This window comes from Nocardia sp. NPDC005978 (assembly GCF_040614455.1).
Taxonomy (GTDB): domain Bacteria; phylum Actinomycetota; class Actinomycetes; order Mycobacteriales; family Mycobacteriaceae; genus Nocardia.
This window is the reverse complement of record NZ_JBEXUS010000108.1, coordinates 1-20849: the sequence shown is the minus strand read 5'-3', so window position 1 is coordinate 20849 and position 20849 is coordinate 1. Positions and strand designations below refer to the sequence as shown.

General features: G+C 71.4%; 14 protein-coding genes. 6 read left to right on the top strand and 8 right to left on the bottom strand.

The genetic code is table 11. The features are described 5' to 3' along the window. Positions 1 to 78: 78 nt before the first annotated feature. Positions 79 to 624, bottom strand: coding sequence for a histidine phosphatase family protein (locus tag ABZ319_RS32815; RefSeq protein ID WP_354990425.1), 546 nt, complete (start codon positions 622 to 624; stop codon positions 79 to 81). Between the two features lie 144 nt (positions 625 to 768). Between ABZ319_RS32815 and ABZ319_RS32810 the strand changes: the two genes are divergently transcribed. The 3 genes from ABZ319_RS32810 to ABZ319_RS32800 all read left to right on the top strand — a co-directional run bounded on the left by ABZ319_RS32810 (position 769) and on the right by ABZ319_RS32800 (position 7034). Next, positions 769 to 5772: a DEAD/DEAH box helicase gene (locus tag ABZ319_RS32810; RefSeq protein ID WP_354990424.1), complete on the top strand. Its 5004-nt coding sequence runs from the start codon at positions 769 to 771 to the stop codon at positions 5770 to 5772. Between the two features lie 36 nt (positions 5773 to 5808). Next, entirely contained in the window at positions 5809 to 6576 is a 768-nt protein-coding gene (locus ABZ319_RS32805) for a DNA-formamidopyrimidine glycosylase family protein (protein WP_354990423.1), read from the top strand. A 164-nt stretch (positions 6577 to 6740) separates the two neighbouring features. Next, a complete protein-coding gene (locus ABZ319_RS32800) occupies positions 6741 to 7034 on the top strand; it encodes a hypothetical protein (RefSeq protein WP_354990422.1) in 294 nt (97 codons plus the stop codon). On the opposite strand, the gene ABZ319_RS32795 is transcribed toward ABZ319_RS32800, so the two are convergent. Then, positions 7024 to 8196, bottom strand: coding sequence for a saccharopine dehydrogenase NADP-binding domain-containing protein (locus ABZ319_RS32795; protein WP_354990421.1), 1173 nt, complete (start codon positions 8194 to 8196; stop codon positions 7024 to 7026). The two genes, ABZ319_RS32800 and ABZ319_RS32795, sit on opposite strands and share 11 nt — an antisense overlap. Next, entirely contained in the window at positions 8186 to 9316 is a 1131-nt protein-coding gene (locus tag ABZ319_RS32790) for a M28 family peptidase (protein WP_354990420.1), read from the bottom strand. The genes ABZ319_RS32795 and ABZ319_RS32790 overlap by 11 nt, the downstream gene beginning before the upstream one ends. A 118-nt stretch (positions 9317 to 9434) precedes the next feature. On the opposite strand from ABZ319_RS32790, the gene ABZ319_RS32785 reads away from it, so the two are divergent. Then, positions 9435 to 10508 carry a helix-turn-helix domain-containing protein gene (locus ABZ319_RS32785; protein WP_354990419.1) on the top strand — a complete coding sequence of 358 codons (1074 nt, stop codon included), beginning with the start codon at positions 9435 to 9437 and terminating at the stop codon, positions 10506 to 10508. Positions 10509 to 10545: 37 nt separating this feature from the next. On the opposite strand, the gene glpD is transcribed toward ABZ319_RS32785, so the two are convergent. Beyond that, on the bottom strand, positions 10546 to 12288 hold the full coding sequence (gene glpD, locus ABZ319_RS32780; RefSeq protein ID WP_354990418.1) for a glycerol-3-phosphate dehydrogenase: 1743 nt from the start codon (positions 12286 to 12288) through the stop codon (positions 10546 to 10548). A gap of 271 nt (positions 12289 to 12559) precedes the next feature. On the opposite strand from glpD, the gene glpK reads away from it, so the two are divergent. After that, positions 12560 to 14056, top strand: coding sequence for a glycerol kinase GlpK (gene glpK, locus ABZ319_RS32775; protein WP_354990417.1), 1497 nt, complete (start codon positions 12560 to 12562; stop codon positions 14054 to 14056). A 72-nt stretch (positions 14057 to 14128) separates the two neighbouring features. Here the strand turns inward: glpK and ABZ319_RS32770 are convergent, their stop codons facing one another. The 4 genes from ABZ319_RS32770 to ABZ319_RS32755 all read right to left on the bottom strand — a co-directional run bounded on the left by ABZ319_RS32770 (position 14129) and on the right by ABZ319_RS32755 (position 19820). Then, positions 14129 to 15316, bottom strand: coding sequence for a PLP-dependent aminotransferase family protein (locus ABZ319_RS32770; RefSeq protein ID WP_354990416.1), 1188 nt, complete (start codon positions 15314 to 15316; stop codon positions 14129 to 14131). A gap of 149 nt (positions 15317 to 15465) precedes the next feature. Then, positions 15466 to 17013: a hypothetical protein gene (locus ABZ319_RS32765; protein WP_354990415.1), complete on the bottom strand. Its 1548-nt coding sequence runs from the start codon at positions 17011 to 17013 to the stop codon at positions 15466 to 15468. A 101-nt stretch (positions 17014 to 17114) separates the two neighbouring features. Beyond that, positions 17115 to 18218, bottom strand: a complete 1104-nt coding sequence (locus tag ABZ319_RS32760) for a hypothetical protein (RefSeq protein ID WP_354990414.1) — start codon at positions 18216 to 18218, stop codon at positions 17115 to 17117. A gap of 198 nt (positions 18219 to 18416) precedes the next feature. Beyond that, the gene (locus tag ABZ319_RS32755) at positions 18417 to 19820 is read right to left on the bottom strand and encodes an NAD(P)H-quinone dehydrogenase (protein ID WP_354990413.1); all 1404 of its coding nucleotides are present in this window, start codon (positions 19818 to 19820) and stop codon (positions 18417 to 18419) included. A gap of 225 nt (positions 19821 to 20045) precedes the next feature. Between ABZ319_RS32755 and ABZ319_RS32750 the strand changes: the two genes are divergently transcribed. Then, positions 20046 to 20528 carry a gamma-glutamylcyclotransferase gene (locus ABZ319_RS32750; RefSeq protein ID WP_354990412.1) on the top strand — a complete coding sequence of 161 codons (483 nt, stop codon included), beginning with the start codon at positions 20046 to 20048 and terminating at the stop codon, positions 20526 to 20528. Positions 20529 to 20849 lie beyond the last annotated feature (321 nt).

Genomic DNA, 20849 nt, shown 5'->3' with positions numbered 1-20849 from the left:
GGCGCTGACGGAGTCGGCGTCGCGGGGGTTGCGCCGGTGTGGCGAGCGGGCGCCCAGCGTCGCGCCGGGGCGGGCGGCTCAGGGCCGGAAGTGCAGGGTCCATTCCCCGCGGTAGTGCAGGCTGGTGATGTTCACCGGCGGAACGTCTATGCGCCAGAACGACTTCGCGGGCGCGTCCAGGGTGACCAGCAGCGCGGCGCGCACGACCGCGGGGTGGGTGATCGCGATCGTGGGTTCGCCCTCGGCGGCGATGTCGGCCAGCCATTCGCCGGTGCGCTCGATCACGTCGACCACCGATTCGCCGCCGTGCCCGCGATAGCTCGGGTCGGTCAGCCACAGGTACAGGTCCTCCTTGGGGACCGACATGAGCTCGCCGCCGCGCCAGGCTCCGGCGTCGAGGTCGCGTAATCGGTCGTCCTCGGCGCCCAGCAGGCCCATGAGCGCGGCGGTTTCGACGGTGCGGCGTTCGGGGGCGGTGAGCACGCGGGCGTCGTGCATGCGGCCCGCGGCGGACACCGCGCGGCGGCCGGCTTCGGTGAGTGGTTCGTCGACCGGGAATCGTGCCTTTCGCATCGCCTCGGTCATTCCGTGACTGACCAAATCGAGTCGAAGCACCTTCTGCACGGTTGGAAGCGTACGCGTGGGGTCGGCGGGCGTAATCCGATTGCCCGCCCTTCGCTCGGCTCGACCGTCCGGTTTCCCCGCCGTCACCGGGGGGACCTGCGCGGTCGCGCCGGACTGTCGGTGCGGGGGTGCAGACTGGGGGCCATGGATCGGTTCTCTCCCGCGACCCGGCAGTGGTTCGACGGCGCCTTTCCCGCGCCGACGTCCGCCCAGCTGGGGGCCTGGCAGGCCATCGCCGCGGGTGAGCACACGCTGGTCATCGCGCCCACCGGCTCCGGCAAAACGCTGTCCGCGTTCCTGTGGGCGATCGACAGGCTGGCCACCCGGCCCCCGGAGCCGCCCGCGCCGGCCAAGGCCAAGCGGGGCGCGAAGGCCGAGGAGGCGCCCCGGCGCACGACCTCGGTGCTCTACATCTCGCCGCTGAAGGCGCTCGCGGTGGACGTCGAGCGCAATCTGCGCGCGCCGCTGGTGGGTATCACCCAGACGGCGAAGCGGCTGGGGCTGCCCGCGCCGGAGATCAGCGTGGGCGTGCGGTCCGGGGACACCACGCCCGCAGCGCGCCGGCTCATGCAGCGCACGCCGCCCGACATTCTCATCACCACGCCCGAATCGCTGTTTCTCATGCTCACCTCGGCGTCGCGGGAGGCGCTGAGCGGGGTGCACACGGTCATCGTGGACGAGGTGCACGCCATCGCCGGCTCCAAACGCGGTGCGCACCTGGCGCTTTCCCTGGCCCGGCTGGACGGGCTGACCGAGCGCCCCGCCCAGCGCATCGGCCTGTCGGCGACGGTGCGGCCGCCCGAGGAGGTGGGCCGGTTCCTGGTGGGGGCCGCGCCCATCACCATCGTGAATCCGCCCGCGCCCAAGACCTTCGATCTGTCGGTGCGGGTGCCGGTGGCGGACATGACCGAACCCGATGCGGGCGGGGCGGATTCGGGGCAGCCGGGGTCGATCTGGCCGCACGTGGACGAGGCCATCGTGGATCTGGTGCTCGAGCACCGGTCCTCGATCGTGTTCGCGAATTCGCGGCGGCTGGCCGAGCGGCTCACCGCGCGCCTGAACGAGGAGTACGCGGGCAGGCTCGGCGAGCCGGTGGAGACCGAGCACGCGCCGCCCGCACAGCTGGGTCCCTCCACCGAGGTGATCCACGGCGCCGCGCCGCTGCTGGCGCGGGCGCATCACGGGTCGGTGAGCAAGGAACAGCGCGCCATCATCGAGGACGATCTCAAGAGCGGGCGGCTGCGCTGCGTGGTGGCGACCAGCAGCCTGGAGCTCGGAATCGATATGGGCGCGGTCGAATTGGTGGTGCAGGTGGAGGCCCCGCCGTCGGTCGCCAGCGGGTTGCAGCGGGTGGGTCGCGCCGGGCACCAGGTGGGTGAGATCTCGCGCGGTGTGCTCTTTCCCAAGCATCGCACCGATGTCGTGCACTGCGCGGTGGCCGCCCAGCGGATGATCACCGGGCAGATCGAGCGGCTGCGCATTCCGGCGCATCCCCTGGACATCCTGGCGCAGCAGACGGTGGCGGCGTGCGCGCTGGAGCCGATCGACGCCGAGACCTGGTTCGAGACGGTGCGCAGCACGGGCAGCTATGCGGCCCTTCCCCGTTCGGCGTTCGACTCGGTGCTGGATCTGCTCGCGGGGCGCTATCCCTCGGACGAATTCGCCGAACTGCGCCCGCGCATCGTGTGGGATCGCGACGCGGGCACGCTCACCGGGCGGCCGGGTGCGCAGCGCCTGGCGGTCACCTCCGGCGGCGCGATCCCCGACCGCGGTCTGTTCCCGGTCTTCATGGTCGGCGAGAAGGCTTCGCGCGTGGGCGAACTCGACGAGGAGATGGTCTACGAGTCCCGCGTGGGCGACGTGTTCGCGCTCGGCGCGACCAGCTGGCGCATCGAGGAGATCACCTTCGACCGCGTCCTGGTCACCCCGGCCTTCGGCCTGCCGGGCCGGCTACCGTTCTGGCACGGCGATTCCCTCGGCCGCCCGGCCGAGTTGGGCGCGGCCCTGGGCGAATTCGTGCGCACGGCGGGCAAGGCCGTGGAACAGCACACCGATTCGCGCGCCGGGCTCGACGGGTCCGTGGATCGGCGGCGGGAGCCCGCGACGCCCGTCCCCCTCGCCACCGCGATGGCGGAGTTCAGCGAGAGCGCGACGGGCGCGACCGATGCCGCCGCGGCCCAGGACTCGAAACCCCGCGGCCCGCGCGGGAAGAAGGCCACGAGTCCGCCCGCATCCACGCTCGGCGCGGATGCGGCGGATGCGACCGGCGGCGAACCGCGGGACTCGGAGACTCGCGACGCCCACGGGCCGGCCGCCGGGGCGGCCGGGCTCGACACGGGTTCGGCGGGCGTGCCCGATACCACCGATCCCCGAGGCGCGAAGCCTCGCGGCGCACGCTCGAAGAAGGCCGCGGGCAAGGAGGCGGACAGCGCGCCGGTCACCGAACTGGAGCGGGTCGCCGCCACGGCGGGGCTGGACGCCAACGCGACGGGGAATCTCGTCGCGCTGCTGGCCGAGCAGCGGGAGGCGACCGGGCAACTGCCCACCGACAAGACCCTGGTGGTCGAGCGGTTCCGGGACGAGCTGGGTGACTGGCGGGTGGTGTTGCACTCGCCGTACGGGATGCCGGTGCACGCGCCGTGGGCGCTGGCGGTGGGGGCGCGACTGCGCGAACGGTTCGGGGTCGATGCCGCGCCGACCGCGTCCGACGACGGCATCGTGGTGCGGTTGCCGGACACCACCGACGAGCCGCCGGGTGCGGAGTTGTTCGTGTTCGAGCCGGACGAGATCGACGACCTGGTGACCGAGCAGGTCGGCGGGTCGGCGCTGTTCGCCTCGCGGTTCCGGGAGTGTTCGGCGCGGGCGCTGCTGCTGCCCCGGCGCGATCCGGGCCGGCGCGCGCCGCTGTGGCAGCAGCGCCAGCGGTCGGCGCAGCTGCTCGATGTGGCACGCAAGTTCCCGGATTTCCCGATGCTGCTCGAGACCGTGCGCGAATGCCTGCAGGACGTGTACGACCTGCCGTCGCTGCGAGATCTGCTGGGCCGCTTGGCCCGCAGGCAACTGCGGCTGATCGAGGTCGAGACCGCGACGCCCTCGCCGTTCGCGAATTCGCTGCTGTTCGAATACGTCGGGCAGTTCCTGTACGAGGGCGACAGTCCGCTGGCCGAGCGGCGGGCGGCGGCGCTGTCGCTGGATTCGAGTCTGCTGGCCGAGCTGCTGGGCCGGGTCGAGCTGCGCGAGCTGCTCGATCCCGAGGTGCTGGCCCTGACCGAGCGGGAACTGCAGCGGCTCACCCCGGAGCGGCAGGCGCGGGACATGGAGGGACTCGCCGACCTGCTGCGCCTGCTGGGGCCGGTGACCGCCGCCGAGGCGGCCGACCGCAGTACGGACGATCCGCGGCCGTGGTTCGGCGAGCTGGTGAAAGCCCATCGGGCGCTGGAGGTCTCGTTCGCGGGATCGACGTGGTGGGTCGCCATCGAGGATGCCGCGCGCCTGCGCGACGCGCTGGGCGTGCCGCTGCCCATCGGCGTTCCGGCCGCGTTCATCGAACCGGTCGCCGATCCGCTCGGCGATCTGCTCGGGCGCTACGCCCGCACACACGGACCCTTCACTGTGGCCGCGGCCGCCCACCGCTTCGGGCTCGGCACCGCCGTGGCCGCGACCGCGCTGCACCGGCTGCACGCCGAGAAGCGGCTGGTGGAGGGCGAATTCACGCCCGGGGCGACCGGGACGGAATGGTGCGACAGCGAGGTGCTGCGCCGCCTGCGCCGCCGGTCGCTGGCCGCGGCCCGCAAGGAGGTGGAGCCGGTCACGACCGCCGCGCTCGGCCGGTTCCTGCCCGCCTGGCAGCACATCGGCACCGGCGAGCTGCGCGGGGTGGACGGCGTGGCGGCGGTGGTGGAACAGCTTGCGGGCGTGCCGATCCCGGCGTCGGCCTGGGAGTCGCTGATCCTGCCCGCCCGGGTGCGGGACTACTCCCCCGCCATGCTCGACGAGCTCATGGCCACCGGCGAGGTGCTGTGGTCGGGGCACGGGTCGATCACCGCAAAGGACGGCTGGATCGCGTTGCATCCGGCCGAGCAGGCGGGCCTGACCCTGCCCCCGCCGGACGACATCGATCTCGGCGAGACGCAGATCAGCCTGCTGATGGCGTTGGGGGCCACCGTGATCGGCGGCGCTTCGGCGGCGGGCGGTCAGGTGGTTTCGCCGAGCGGCGGCGGTGCGTACTTCTTCCGGCAGTTGATGGAGGCGTCCGGAATCGAGTCCGAGTCGGCGGTGGTGTCGGCGCTGTGGGAGCTGGTGTGGGCCGGGTACGTGGCCGGGGATACCTTCGCGCCGGTGCGCGCCATGCTGTCCGGCACCACGCGCACCACCACCGCGCATCGCACCCCGCGCCGCGCGCCCCGGGGGCGAATGTATCTGCCGCGCACCGGGGTTCCCGCGCGGACCAGCCCGCCGAACACCGCCGGGCGCTGGTCGCTGCTGCCGGATCGGGTGTCGGACAATACGATCCGCGCCCACGCGACGGCCGATATCCTGCTCGAGCGCTACGGCGTGCTGACGCGCGGGTCGGTGCAGAGCGAGGGTGTAACCGGCGGGTTCGCTCTGATGTACCGGGTGCTCACCGAGTTCGAGGATCGCGGGCGCTGCCGGCGTGGATACTTCGTGGATTCGCTGGGGGGCGCGCAGTTCTCGACCACCGATGTGGTGGATCGCCTGCGCTCCTTCGACACCGACCGCACGCGCACCCCCGGCGACGGGGAGCCGGCGGGCCGGGCGCTCGTGCTCGCCGCCTGCGATCCGGCCAATCCCTACGGCGCGGCGCTGCCCTGGCCCAAATCGGCCGCCGAAGGCGCGGGTCACCGTCCGGGCCGCAAGGCGGGCGCCCTGGTCGTGCTGGTCGAGGGCGAGCTCGCGCTCTACCTCGAGCGCGGCGGGAAGACGCTGCTCACCTTCACCGAGGACCCCGCCGTCCGTGCCGCCGGGGCGGCGGAACTCGCCGCCCTGGTCACCGGCCGCCGCGTCGACTCCCTCGTCATCGACCGCGTGGACGGTGAGTCGGTGCACGGCAACACCTTCGCCGATTTCCTGACCCACGCCGGTTTCGCCGCCACCCCCAAGGGTTTCCGATTGCGTAGCCGCCCGTGAGCCTTCGGCGACCCGGGCGGACGACCGGGGGTCACCGTGCCCGAGGGTGACACCGTGTACCTGGCCGCCGCGCGACTGCGGAAGGCGCTGGACGGGAATACGCTGACGCGCAGCGACTTCCGGGTGCCGCGGTACGCGACGCTCGATCTGCGCGGGCAGCCGGTGGAGAGTGTCGGCAGCTACGGCAAGCACCTGTTCGTCCGTACCCCCGAGCTGAGCATCCACACCCACCTCAAGATGGAGGGCGTGTGGCGCGTGTACGAACCCGGACAGCGCTGGACCAAGCCGGGTTTCACCGCCCGCGTGATCCTGGGCACCGCGGACGCGGAGGCCGTGGGGTTCTCCCTCGGCCTGGTGCGGGTGCTGCCCCGCAGGGACGAACACACCGCCGTGGACCACCTCGGCCCCGACCTGCTCGGCCCGAATTGGGATGCGGCCGAGGCGGTCCGCCGTCTCACCGCGCGCCCCGACCGCCCGATCGGCCTGGCCCTGCTGGACCAGACGAACCTGGCGGGCATCGGCAACATCTACCGCAGCGAGACCTGCTACCTCCGCCGGATCCACCCGGCGACCCCCGTCGGCGCGATCGACGACCTGACCGCCCTGGTCGAGGAGTCCCACCGAATCCTCCTGCAGGCGGTGACATCCCCACCCCGCCAGGTCCTGGTCTACGGCCGCCAACGCCAACCCTGCCGCCGCTGCGGGACCGGCATCGTCGTCCACCTCCTGGCCGACGATCCCACCCTCTCCCGAGCCGACCGCGGCATCTATTTCTGCCCCCGCTGCACACCCCCGCCCACCTGATCGGCCACACCGTCGATCCGCCGCGGCGGCGACGGCGGATCGAGGCGAAACGACCGGGCAGCAGCGGTTCCCGCGTCCGGTGAGCAGAATCCGACCGGAAGCCCCCGGTTCCGGGGGCACGCGATCCGAATTGGGAACACGTGTGTTTCAACTACGGTGCGGGGATGGTCAAAAGAGCTTCTCTCGCAGCCGCGTTGGCGGTCGTCGCCCTCACCTACGGCGCGAATACCGCGGCCGCCGCTCCGGTGGAGTCACCGCTCCCGGTTGCCGATCAATCCGGCAGCAGCGGCAGCGCGTCCACCGGCAGTCTCGGAATTCTGCTGCCCGGCAACTTCGGCGGCCCGATCGGCAGCGCCGGTCTCGACCTGCCGATCGGGTTCGTCGCCCAGTTGCTGACCTGCCGCCTGCCGGAAGCGCTGGGATTGCCGCTGCTCTCGCAGTGCCTGATCAAGGATTAGCCGGCGCCGCGACCGACCGGCCACCCGAGCCGTCCCCGACTCCGTCCGCGGGCGAGATGCGGTACGTGACACCGCGATCGCGAAGGCCGTCGAGAAACTCGCGGGGGTCCAGGACCTCGGACGCCGCGAGGGGACCGGAACGGCCGAAATCCGCGGCGAGCGTGCGGGCCGCGATCCGGGCGGCGATGGGGCCGGTGATGTCGAATATTCCCGGTCCGGACAGGGTCGCCGTGCGAGTGCCGTCGCGGCCGTGCAGCACGGCGACGAGGTCGAAGCTGCTCGGATCGTCGTGCACCCGGATCGATGAGCCGGTCGCGCCCAGGGCGAGGAGCCGCTCGGTCGGCCCGGCGGCCGGTGTATCTCGCACCGCCGCGGCTACGGCGCTGATGTAGGGAACCAAGCGTCCCAGTGGTTTTCGGATCAGGGTCGAGGTCGTCATCGACGTGCGTATGCGGGCCGCGTCGACGTGCCGGGGAATCGTGAGCACCTCGGGTGCGGGGTACATGGTCACCCGGCGAGGGCGCGCTTGCGGGCCGAAGCTCACCGTGCGGGTCGCCGGTGGGCGCACAACGTCCACGAATCCGTTGTCGTACTGGATCATCGGCTGTCCGATGCCCTCGAGCCGGTTCACGAAGGCCGCTCCACTCGGTACCCAGCCCCGGACGTGATAGGCGATGTCGAGGTCGTCGATCGGCCCCGACTCCCCCGCGGTCAGTCCGACCAGGAGGTCGCAGAGGGTCGCGTAGTAGGCCGAGGCGGGCAGCAGCGCGACGCCGTTCGCGATCGCGTCCGGACCGTGGTTGTCGAAAAGCGCTCGGATGGCGTGCTGTTCGCCTGATATGTCGACGTAGTGGGCGCCCGCCGCCACCGCGGCGCGCGCGACCGGCGCGCAGGTTCGCGAGAACGGGCCCGCCGCGTTCACGACGGTGCGCACGCTCGCAGCCAGGGCGAGCAGGCCCGCGTGATCGTCGAGGGTGACGACGGCCCGCCGCACCCCGCCCCCGCACTCGGCCGCCAGCGACCGCAGCGGCTCGACGGATCGGCCCGCGACGGTCACCTCGTGCCCCATCGCCAGCAGTTCTCGGGTGATGAGCCTGCCGGTGTAGCCGTTCGCGCCGTACACCGCGACTCCGGTGCGCGCACGCCCGCGTTCAGTCATCATCGATACTTCCGTCGTTCCATCCGGCTGCCAGGCGTTCGGTGAGCGTGATCGCGTCCTCGACGGTCTCCCAGGCGACATTCTCGAGCGTGTCCGATCGCAGATGCAGGTTGCTGATCCACCCGTCCGCGTAGGACAGCAGCGAGATGGCCCGCATCCCCGCGTGCCTGGCGATACTGGTGTCGCACACGTTGGGGAAGGTGACCGCGCGCAGTTCGATGCCCGCGTGCGCGGCGGCCTTGTGCGCGGCGGCCACGTCCCTGGCGGCGAACCGGCCGGTCAGGCCCTCCCGTCGAGCAACGACGAGATGCCCTCCGCTGCCGAGCGAGTCGAGGTTGACCACGAGGGTCTTTTCCGGCTCGAGCGCGGCCCGCGCCTGTTTCATCCAGGCGACCATGCCGAGGTTTCCTGCTTCCTCCCCTCCGGGAAACAGCACCACGACATCGGTGTCGGGGAACGGGGCCGCGCGCAGCCTGCGAGCGAGTTCGAGTACCGCGACTACCCCCGTGGCGTTGTCGTTCGCGCCGGGCGTGGTGTACGTCCGCATCGACTGGATCATCGCCCCACCGGCCACGATGAGCAGGGCCCGCGCCGCCCGCCGAATCCCCTTCGCGGGCACCGCCGTAGCCGCCATCGCCCCCAGCACGAGGGCGTGACTCGGGACGGCGCGTCCGGTCCGGGCGGAGCGGCTGCGGTTCGCGGCCACGGTGCGCGGATGCCACACCATGCCGTTGTGCGCGGCGTCGTGGTGCGCGACCAGGACCAGCGTGCGACGCGGAACCCCGGCGGCCGCTATCCGGGCCGAGACCGAAACACCGTGGCGCGCGGGCAGAAACCGGCGCAGCCACTGCGTGCGGCCGCTCACCTCCAACTCGTACGACAGCGCGACGCCCGCGTTCGCGACCCTGGCCGCCGCGCCCGATCGCGTCCCCAGCGCGAGCGCGGCGGCGGTGTACGCGAGATGCACCTGCGCCCATGAGGTTTGCGTGCGGAACGTCGAGATCTCGATGTCGGTCGCGCCGATCTCGCGCAGTTGCCCCGCGATCCACTGCGCGGACTGCCGTTCACCCACCGATCCGGTGCGCCGGTCCAGCGCCGTCAACGCGCCGACCCCCGCGACCAAGCGCTGCCGTATCGACGCGGAATCTGCTGGGGCGGACGGCGGATCGACCGTCGCTGTGCGCTGGTTGCCCGGTGCCAGGTATCCACCCGTCGAATAGTCGTGTCCGCTACGCCGCCCGGTGGCCCGGATCGCCGCGGAATCGGGTGGGGCGGACGGTGGCCCCATCGCCGCCGTCCGCTGTTCGTCCGAAGTCATGAGTTCACCCGTCGAATCGTCGATCATCGTTGCGCCGCCCGGTATCTCGAACCGCCGCGCAGGTAGCCTCGCAGGCATGGGCGGGTCAGCACTTTCAGAAACGTGCCATCGACCGGCCGGTGCTCCGGTGCACGACCTCATACGCGAGCCCGCGCCGGTGATCTGGATTCGACCGGACCACGTCGGCTATCTGGGGCCGGCGCTGCGGATCGACCCGCATTCCACCTCCGTCGCCTGCCTGGCGGTCGGCCTCGACGCGCCGTTCGTGTTCCGCGCGAAGGAGACCGGCGCGGTCATCACGCACAGCGCTTTCGCTCCCGCCCGCGTGCTGCACGAGGTCGAGGCGAGCGAGGGCCGGATGCTGTGCCTGCTGATCGACGCCGCCTCGACCCGCACCGCCCGCTGCCGCGTCCGGATGCGGCGCACGATCGGGCCGTTCGGCTTCGACCACGACAACGAACGCGAGCTCGTCGCGGCCGCCACCGACCGGGTGCTGGACGCCGGCCGGGTGCTGCACGGCGCGGGCGGCGCGGAGCCGGGCGGACTCGACGCCCGGATCGCGGCCGCGCTCGAGCTGATCAGAGCAGATCCCGCGAGCGAGGCGAGCGCCACGGAAACCGCTGCCGCCCTTGGCTTGTCGCGGGCCCACTTCCTGCGCCTGTTCGCCGAGCACACCGGCACCAGCTTCCGCCGCTACCGGCAGTGGGCGCGGATGCTCCACGTCGCGGAAGGCATTTCGGCCGGACACGACCTGACCCGGTGCGCCGTGGACGCGGGCTTCTCCTCATCCTCACACCTGAGCGAGATCTTCCACCGAATGTTCGGGCTCTCGGCCACCGCCCTCGCCGGCACCGGCGTCCGTCTCGATATCGACATGAGCCGCCGGCCGCCGAGTCGGTCGCCTGAAACGACCGGGCTTCCCGCCTCGGCGATGGAACGGCGATCGGCCACACTACGGACCGAATCAGCCGAAGACGGCAGCGCGCCCCTGCGATGAGATCGCAAGGGCGCGTGACCGGCAAGCGGCGGCGGGGCTACTTCTCCGCCGGAACGGGGACCGGCTCCAGGATCTGCGGGCGGGGCTCGGGGGCCGCGGCGCGCAGGGCGTCGGCCGAGGCGTCGTCCTCGCGGGCCTGGGACTCGATCTCGGCGGTGACGCGGGCGTTGTAGGTCTCCACCTCGCGGGCGATGTCGGACTCGTCCCAGCCGAGGATGGGTGCGGCCAGGCGGGCCACCTGGTCCGCGCAGTCCGCGCCGCGGTGGGCGTACTCGATGGAGATGCGGGTGCGGCGGGCCAGGATGTCGTCCAGGTGCAGGGCGGCTTCGGCGGCCACCGCGTAGAGCACCTCGACCTGGAGGTAGCCGGGGGCGGCGGTGATCGGCTGCAGCAGATCGGGTTTGCCGTCGGCCAGGGCCAGCACCTCGTCGATCAGCGAGCCGTACCTGTTGAGCAGGTGCTGGATTCGGTACGGGTGGATGCCGTACTTCTCGGCCAGGTGCGGCACCTGGTTCATCAGCGCGTGGTACCCGTCGGCGCCCAGCAGCGGCACCTTGTCGGTGATGGTGGAGGGCACGTTGCGCGGAATGTCCTGCACCGCTTCGTCGAGCGCGTCGTAGGCCATCACCCGGTAGGTCGTGTACTTGCCGCCCGCGATGGCGACCAGGCCGGGCGCGATGCGAGCCACCGCATGTTCGCGGGACAGCTTGGAGGTCTGATCGCTCTCGCCGGCCAGCAGCGGCCGCAGGCCCGCGTAGACGCCGGTGATGTCCTCGTGGGTGAGCGGGGTGACCAGCACCGAGTTCACCTGCTCCAGCAGGTAGTCGATGTCGTGTTTGGTAGCGGCCGGATGCGCCAGGTCCAGGTTCCAGTCGGTGTCGGTGGTGCCGATGATCCAGTGGTCGCTGTGCCAGGGGATGACGAACAGCACCGAGGTCGGGGTGCGCAGGATCAGCGCGGTGTCGCTGGCGATGCGGTCGCGCGGGACCACGATGTGCACGCCCTTGGACGCGCGCACGTGGAATCGGCCGCGCAGATGCGACAGCGCCTGGATCTCGTCGGTCCACACGCCGGTCGCGTTGATGACCACGCTGGCCTTGACCTCGGCGGTCCGGCCGTCCTCGCTGTCGTGCACCTTGACCCCGGTGATGCGATCGGCCTCGCGCAGGAAGCCGACGACCTGGGTGGAGGTGCGGATGACCGCGCCGTAGTGGGCGGCGGTGCGCGAGAGCGTCATGGTGTGCCGGGCGTCGTCGACCACCGTGTCGTAGTAGGTGAGCCCGCCGGTGAGCGCGGAGTTCTTGAGCCCCGGCGCCAGTCGCAGCGCCCCGGACTTGGTCAGATGATGCTGTCCGGGAACCGATTTCGCGCCGCCCATGGTGTCGTACAGGGTGAGCCCGGCCGCCACGTACGGGCGCTCCCAGCCGTAGTGGCTCAGCGGGTACAGGAATCGCAGCGGCTTGACCAGGTGCGGGGCCAGGCTCGAGAGCGAGAGCTCACGCTCGTGCAGGGCCTCGCGTACGAGCCCGAATTCCATCATCTCCAGGTAGCGCAAACCGCCGTGGAACATCTTCGACGAGCGGCTGGAAGTGCCCGAGGCCAGGTCGCGGGCTTCCACCAGGGCGACCTCCAGGCCGCGGGTGGCGGCGTCGAGCGCGATACCCGCGCCGACCACCCCGCCGCCGATCACCACGACGTCGAAGGTGTCCTTGCTCAGCCGGGCCCAGGCAGCTTCGCGCTGCTCGGGGCCGAGAAACTGTGATCGCGGGTTCTTCGCCATGCTCGACTCCTCCGGGCCGCGCCGCATCCGGCGACGTGGAATTGGTATCGATGACGCTCGGTCGCACGCTCGGTCCGGATCGGGCTCCGGCCGAACCAGACAGCTACTCGATAGCAACCGTAGTCCACCCGCGACGCCGACCGTGCGACCCGTGCCCATGGTGTCCGGCGCTCGCGGCCCGCCCCGCCGCGAACCCGTGCGCGGGGCCGCCCCGCTCGGCGAGTGCGCGTCATCGCCCCATCGGCGTGGCGTCGTCGAGTAGCCTGCTCGAATGCGTCGCTATGTGGCCGCCATCGATTCCGGCACGACCTCCAGCCGGTGCATCGTCTTCGATCACCACGGACTCATCGTGGGAGTCGCGCAACGCGAGCACGAGCAGATCTTCCCGCAACCGGGATGGGTCGAGCACGATGCCGAAACCATTTGGCGCAACACCGAATCCGTCATAGCCGAGGCGCTCGAGAAGTGCGGCATCACCGCCTCCGACGTGGCCGCGGTCGGCGTCACCAATCAGCGCGAGACCACCGTGGTGTGGGAGCGCGCCACCGGCAAGCCGATCCACCGCGCCATCGTCTGGCAGGACACCCGCACCGCAGAGCTGACCGTGGAACTGGGCGGCTCGGCCGGGCCCACCCGCTACGCCGACCGCACCGGCCTACCGCTGTCCACCTATTTCGCCGGGCCCAAGCTGCGCTGGATCCTGGATCGCGTGCCGGGCTCCCGCGAGCGCGCCGCGGCCGGGGAGCTGTGTTTCGGCACCGTCGACAGCTGGATCCTGTGGAATCTCACCGGCGAGCACCTCACCGACGTCACCAATGCCTCGCGCACCATGCTCATGGATCTGCGCACGCTGCAATGGGATTCGGAGATCTGCTCGGACTTCGGCATTCCCGAGGCGATGCTGCCCGCGATTCGCAGCTCCTCGGAGGTGTACGGGGAGATCACCGGCACCGCGCTGGCGGGCGTACCGGTCGCGGGCATCCTCGGCGATCAGCAGGCCGCCACCTTCGGGCAGGCGTGCCTGTCGCCCGGTGACACCAAGAACACCTACGGCACCGGCAATTTCATGCTCATGAACACCGGCGAGACCCCGGTCTTCAGCGAGCACGGCCTGCTCACCACGGTCTGCTACCGGCTCGGCGAGCAGCCCGCGGTGTACGCGCTGGAGGGTTCGATCGCGGTCACCGGTTCGCTGGTGCAGTGGCTGCGCGACAACCTGGGCATGATCGGGTCCGCCGAGGAGATCGAACCGCTGGCCGAGACGGTCGCCGACAACGGCGGGCTGTACATCGTCCCCGCGTTCTCGGGCCTGTTCGCGCCGCGCTGGCGGCCCGACGCGCGCGGCGTCTTCGCCGGTCTGACCCGGTTCGTGAATCGCGGGCACATCGCGCGAGCGGTCCTGGAGGCCACCGCGTTCCAGACCCGGGAGGTCATCGACGCCATGCGCGCCGACGCGGCCGCGCAGCAGCTGGACGTGGAGAAGGTGACGCTCAAGGTCGACGGCGGCATGGTGTCGAACGAGCTGCTCATGCAGTTCCAGTCCGACATCCTGGACGCGCCGGTGGTGCGGCCCGTGGTCACCGAGACCACCGCGCTGGGCGCGGCCTACGCGGCCGGACTGGCCGTCGGCTACTGGGCCTCCCCCGAGGACGTCCGCGCCAACTGGGCCGAGGACAAGCGCTGGACCCCGGGCATGAGCGCGGACACCCGCGAGCACCTGCTGCACGAGTGGAACAAGGCCGTGGAGCGCACCTACAACTGGGCCTGAGCAGGACGCGCCGGCACCCCATCGGTCCCGCGCGCGGGGCCGTCCCGAGCACGCGCCGAGTCGTGGGCGGGGTCAGACCTGGGCGGGCGTCGCGGCGCGGGCCAGGCGGGCGACCGCGTCGGTCAGGACCGTGGCGTCCGAGGTGGTGAAGCACAGGCGCATGGAGTGGCTGTAGTCGGTGTCGACCGCGAAGGCCGCGCCCGGCACGTAGGCCACGCCCGCCTCGAGGGCGCGCGGCAGCAGCTCCTGGGTGTTCGTGCCATCGGTGAAGTCGACCCAGACGAACATGCCGCCGGCGGCGTCGGTGGCCACCACCCGCTCGCCGAAGGTGTCGCGTACCGCGCCGACCAGGGCCCGGGCCCGGGCGCCGTACACCTCACGCACCGAATTCACGTGGGCGGCAAGCCAGTCGGTGTCGGACAGCAGGTCGGCGGCGATCTGCTGGGTGAGCGCCGAACCGCACAGGTCCGCGCCCTGCTTGAGCAGTTCCACCGCGCGGCACACGCTTTCCGGCGCCGTCATCCAGCCCACGCGCAGGCTCGGGGCCAGGATCTTGGAGGCGCTGGACAGGCGAATCACATTGGGCGAGTAGGTCGCCACCGGCGCGGGCGCGGGGCTGTCGAACCACAGTTCGCCGTACGGATCGTCCTCGATCACCCAGAAGCCGTGTGCGGACGCGAGTTCGGCGAGTTCGGCCCGCCGGGCCGGGCTCATGGTGACCCCGCCCGGGTTGTGGAAGTTGCTCACGGTGTGCACCACCGCCGGGCGTTCGCCCCGGGCCAGCAGTTCACGCAGCGCGTCCACGCGCATGCCCTCGGCATCGAGCGGGACGGCGGCGATACGCGCGCCCGCGGCCCGGAAGACCTGCAGCGCACCGACATACGCCGGATCCTCGACCACGACCAGCGCGCCCGGATCCAGCAGGACCTCGGCCAGCAGTGAGAGCGCCTGCTGCGAGCCGTGCGTCACGAAGACCTCGTCGACCGGCACCGCCCGGCCCAGCCGCTCGGACTCGCGCGCGGCGAGCACCTCCCGCAGCGGGGCCCACCCCGGCGATTCGGTGTACTGCAGTCGCGCGCTGTCCGCGAGCGCCGCGTCCGCCGCGACCGCGATGCGCTCGCGCGGCATGAGCGCGGCGTCCGGCAGTCCCCCGGCCAAACTGATGATCTCGGCCCGCGCGGTGAGCTTGAGCAGGTCACGAATGGCCGAACTCCGCAGGCCGTCGAGCCGCCGGGACAGCGGTGGGGTTATCGCGGACATGAGACACCTCCGAGGAACGCCGGGGTTTGCGAAATTCCACTGTGTCACACGGCGACCAATATATGAAATTTCAATCCCACATGGTGATATTCAACGCATACACGAAGGGCGCCCGGCACGCGGCCGGGCGCCCTTTCGATTCCGTGCGATCAGCGTTGGTCGATGGCGTAGATCAGGTGTTTGCCGTTGCGGGTCACCGTGGTCACGTACTGCTGGTAGACGTTGGTCGCGCCGTCGGGGCGGTACTCGGTGAGGTCCACCACGTAGGCGTCCGGGCCCATGGCGAAGACGCGCAGGCAGTGCATCGTGCCGACCGGGGTCGGGTCGATGCCCGCGGTCTGGATGACCTCGGCGGGCGAGACGTTCGGCGCGTCCGCGGCCACGAAGGAACGGGCCTTGGCGCCGTCGCGGTCGATGTAGAAGGCGTGCTGGAACCCCAGGATGGCGTCCAGGCCGGTGGACGTGCCGCCCGTGCCGTTGCCGATCGACAGGGGCCCTTCGCGCTTGCTCGCACAGCTCGGCGCGGCGGGCACTGTCACCGGCGCGCCGGGCAGCGCGGGGGTGGAGGCGGTGGCCGTGGTGGTCGCGGCCGCGGTCGTGCTCGGCGCGGCCAGCGGCTCGTTGTCCTCGCCGCCGCCGCGGGTCACGGCCACCACGACGAGCCCGGCGACGACCAGCACGGCGAGCACGCCGCCGACGATGGTCGAGATCCGCGCCCAGGGCACGTCCTTGCGCTCGGCGTCCTTCGGTGTCGCGGCGGGCTTGGGGGCGAGCCGCTTGGCGATGGGGTCGTCGGACCAGGCCAGCGACTCCTGCTGCGGCGCGGGCTTCTTCGGAGTCAGCAGCTTGCCGATGGGATCATCCGCCCAGGCCAGCGACTCCTGCTGCGGCGCCCGCGATTCCGTCCCGGCGGGCGGCATGCCCGCGTCGGCGTTGCGCAGCCACGCCGATTCCCGGCCCGAGTGCGCGGTCTTGATCCCGCCGCCGGTGGCCCACCCCGACACCTTGCGCGCGGGCGGATCGGCCAGCGGATGGCGCACGGTCTCCTCGGGGCTGCCGCCGAAATCGTTGTCGTACTGCGTATCCGAACTCTGCGCGTACCACTGCTCGCCCGGCGCGACGCTGGAATCGGGTGCGCGGTATTCCGGCGGCACGGCCGCGGTGGGCGGGGAGCCGTCGGCGGGCCGCCAGGCCAGGTCCGGGGCGGCCGCGGCGGGCGCGGGCGTCCAGCCGGATGCACCGCTGTCCGGTGCGGTGCCGAACACCGGCGCGTATTCACCGGTGGGCGGCCCGAATTCGGTCGTGGCGGCCCCGAATTCCGCTGCCGGAGCGCCGAAGACGGTGTCGTCGCCGGACGCGACCGGCGTGCCGAACACCGCGGTCGGATCGGACGGCGCGGCATCGAACTTGGTGGTCGGATCGGACGGCGCGACGTCGAACGCGGCCGCCGGATCGGCCCCGGCCGGCGCGCCGAACTCCGACACCGGCGCGCCGAAGATCGTCTCGGCGCTCGGCCCGGTGACCGGCGGGCCGAATCCCGTGACGGGCGCGCCGAAGTCAGCGACGGCCGGGCCGAACTCGGATTCGCCGGACGTGCCGGATTCCGGTTGCGCACCGCCCGTTTCGGCACGCTCCGCACCCTCGGATGCGGGTAGGGGCTGGGAGGGGTCCGCCGACTCGTCCTTGCCGGAAACCATCGCCCGTCCTTTCGCCACACACGCGTGGGGCGGTCGCTTCCGACCGCCCCACGCGCAGACTCACAACTTCCACCGGCCCGTCATCGGACCGGACCCCGCCCTCAGTACTGGACCGAGCCACCCACCTGGGTGGTCACGCCACCGAGGTCTGTCGTCTGCCCGGGCATATCGCCCACCGGGAGCCTACCAATCTGGCTCGCCGCTTCCAGGACCGTGGCACCGCCGGGCAGCAGTCGAATGAAGTTCTCGGTGTCGGCCTTGACGGCATTGGCCGCCGCGGTGTCGAGAATGAATTCGAGCTTGCGATCGTCGCCCGCGTTCGCGGTGGCGAACGCGGTGACCTTGACCTGGTTGCCCACGGTGAAATCGAGGGCGACGCCGGCCTCACCGAGACCACCGGGGGTGGTGTAGCCGATGGTGCCGACGTAGCCGTCCAGGTTGCTGAAGTGGTGCGTATTGGCGGCCCAGCCAGGCAGGGTGGCCCCGCCGTCGATGTTCGCGCCGATTTCGGTGTGCGGGCCGGTCATCTCGACGACCGGCGCGGCGGGCGCGGTCTCCACGACCGGGGCCTGCCACTGCGGCTTCGGGGTGACCGCGTCGTCTCCGGTGAGCGTGTTGATCACGGTCTCCGGCTCGCTGCCCTCGGTGCCGTCGATGACGAGTTCGGTCTCGGGCTCGGTGGTCCGGCCAGGGACGGTGGACTGGCCCGGATTCGTCAAGCCGGGTTGCGTCGACTGGCCGGGCTGAGCGTCGGGCTTGACCTCGACCTGCACCGGCACGGACTGACCGGGCACCGGCAGCGGGGCGACGCGCGGCGAGCTCACGCCCGGCTGCGCGACCTTGGGCTGGACGGCCTTGGGGTCGACGGCCGCGGGCTGGGTGTCCTCGGTCTTGGCGTCGGGCTTCTTGGTCTCCGGCGATTCCGGCTTGGTCACGCCGGGCTGGCTCTGCTGCGGCTTGGTGTTGTTGTTCGGCACGCTCTCCGGCTTGGTCCCGGGCACGACGGCCGCCTGCTCCGGGACCTCTACGACCTCCGGAGCGGGATTCTCGTCGGTTGTGCCCGGCTGCACCGGCGCCGCCGGGACAGCTCCCGGATCGGCGGGAGCGGCGTTGGCGGGGGCGCTCAACAGGCTCACCACGGCGGCCGCGGCGGCCAGCGGCAGCGAGGTGCTGGCCTTTATTCGGTTCGGCTTGCGGTGCTTCACTTTTCGCTCGTTCCTTCGTCCCTCGTCCGCACGATCGGACGTGAACGACCGCGAGCTGCGCCCCGGCACTACGCCGGAAAGGGTTGACCCCCCGACAATCTCGCGACCGCCCGACCGATCGCTTCCCGTCGCGAAGTGAATCACACCGACCGAAATGGAGCAAGGCGACAGGGGTTATCGCCCGGAAAAGATCATTCGTTAATCGAGATCGTCGTGCCGCATGAGCTGGCGCGCGGCCTCGGTCACCGAACCTGTCAACGAGGGGTACACCGAAAAGGTCTGCGCCAGATCGTTGACCGTCAGATTGTTCTGCACCGCCAGCGCGATGGGCAGGATCAGCTCCGAGGCGATCGGCGCGACCACCACGCCGCCGATGACCACGCCGGTGGCCGGACGGCAGAAGATCTTCACGAAACCCCGTCGCAGGCCCGACATCTTGGCCCGCGGGTTGGTGTTGAGCGGCAGCATGACCGTGCGCGCGGGCGTCTCACCATTGTCGATGGCGGTCTGGCTGACCCCGACGGTCGCGATCTCCGGGCGCGTGAAGACAGCCGAGGCAACGGTTTTCAGGCGAATCGGCTGCACCCCCTCGCCGAGCGCGTGGTACATCGCGATGCGGCCCTGCATGGCCGCGACCGAGGCCAGCGGCAGCAGGCCGGTGCAGTCGCCGGCGGCGTAGACGCCGGTGGCGGTGGTGCGCGACACCCGGTCCACCCGCAGGTATCCGCCCTTGCCGAGCTCGATGCCCAGCCGTTCCAGGCCCAGTCCGCCGGTGTTGGGCACCGAGCCGACCGTCATGAGCGCGTGGCTGCCGGTGACGGTGCGCCCGTCCGACAGCTTCACCACGATGCCGTCCGCCGTGCGCTCGACCGCGTCGGCGCGCGCGTGCTTGACCAGCTCCACGCCGCGTTCGGCCAGGGCTTCCTCGAGCACCAGGGCGGCGTCGGCGTCCTCGCTGGGCAGCACGCGGTCGCGGCTGGAGACCGCCTTCACCTTCACGCCCATCTCGGTGTACGCGGAGGCGAATTCGGCGCCGGTCACACCCGAGCCGACGACGACCAGGGTCTCGGGCAGCTCCTTGAGGTCGTAGAGCTGACGCCAGTTCAGGATCCGCTCGCCGTCCGGCTCGGCGCCGGGCAGCACGCGCGGGCTCGCGCCGGTGGCGATGAGCACCACCTCGGCCTCGATCACCTGCTGCTGCCCGTCCGCGCAAGTGGCCTTGACGAGGTGGGTGGCCAGATTCGGGGCCTGATCGATCAATTCGCCGTAACCGGCGATGATCTTGACCCCCGCCTGCTGCAGCTTGACCTTGATGTCGGAGGACTGGGCCTGCGCGAGCGCCTTGACGCGCGAGTTGACCTCGGCCAGGCGCACCTGGGCCTGCGAATGATGCACGGTGATGCCCAGATCGCGGGCGCGGCGCAGATCGGTGCGCACACCGGTCGAGGCGATGAAGGTCTTGGAGGGCACGCAGTCCCACAGCACGCACGCGCCGCCGATCCCGTCACTGTCGATCAGCGTTACCGGGGCTCCGTGCTGAGCCGCGACCAGTGCCGCCTCGTAACCGGCGGGGCCACCGCCGATGATCGCAATGCGGGTCATTGTCCCTCGCTTCATGCCTGGGCTCCGGGATCTCCGGCGCCGCCCCCACCACGTTATCCGCAGTGGTACGGACACCTCCGACCGCATCTGAAGACAGCTTCGTCACAATTTCGGGTGGTCCGGACGACGATCGGGGCTGTTCCGGAGCAAACCGGCCAACTCACTCGAACCGCCCAGGATCGGGATCGGGAGTGGTTGCCGCTGATTGTTCGATACGCTGCTACGGTGCCGATTTACGCCGCCTACGGATCCAACATGGATCCCGAGCAGATGCTCAAGCGCTGTCCGCACTCCCCCGTGTACGGAACCGGCTGGCTGGAGGGTTGGCGCCTGACCTTCGCCGGGGACGACATCGGCTGGGAGGGACCGCTCGCCACGGTGGTCGAGGAGCCCGGCTCCCGGGTCTTCGTCGTCCTGTACGACGTGCCCGGTGAGGACGAGGCCAGCCTGGACCGCTGGGAGGGCTCGGACTTCGGCATCCACAAGAAGATCCGGCTCCGCGTCACCCCCAACCAGGGCAACGCCACCGAACCCGTGCTGGCCTGGCTGTACGTGCTCGATGCCTACGAGGGCGGCCTACCCTCGGCCCGCTACCTGGGTGTCATCGCCGAGGGGGCCGAAAAAGCGGGCGCCCCAAGCGAATACGTACACGCGCTGCGCACCCGCAACAGCAAGAACGTCGGCCCGGGCACCTTCGGCCTGAGCTGAGCCCCGCCCCTTAACTCCGAAATCCGGGCCGCGCCCACCGCACCGCCCGATCGAAACACCCACGTCCATAACCGAAGCCGGGTCCCGCCGAAAGGCGCGGCCCGGCTTCTTGCATCCGGCGGCGCATCACGATCACCGCACCACGGTCCGACGCCCCGGGCACGGTCACCGGGCCGGTCGACGCCCCACGTCCGAGCCCCGCGCGCGTCCGGTGCGCACGCCGGGCGTGGGTAGAGCACCAACCATCAACCGCCGCCCCGCATTTCCCACATGAACCACGCCGGGCCGCACCTGACAGGTGCGGCCCGGCGGTCCGGTACG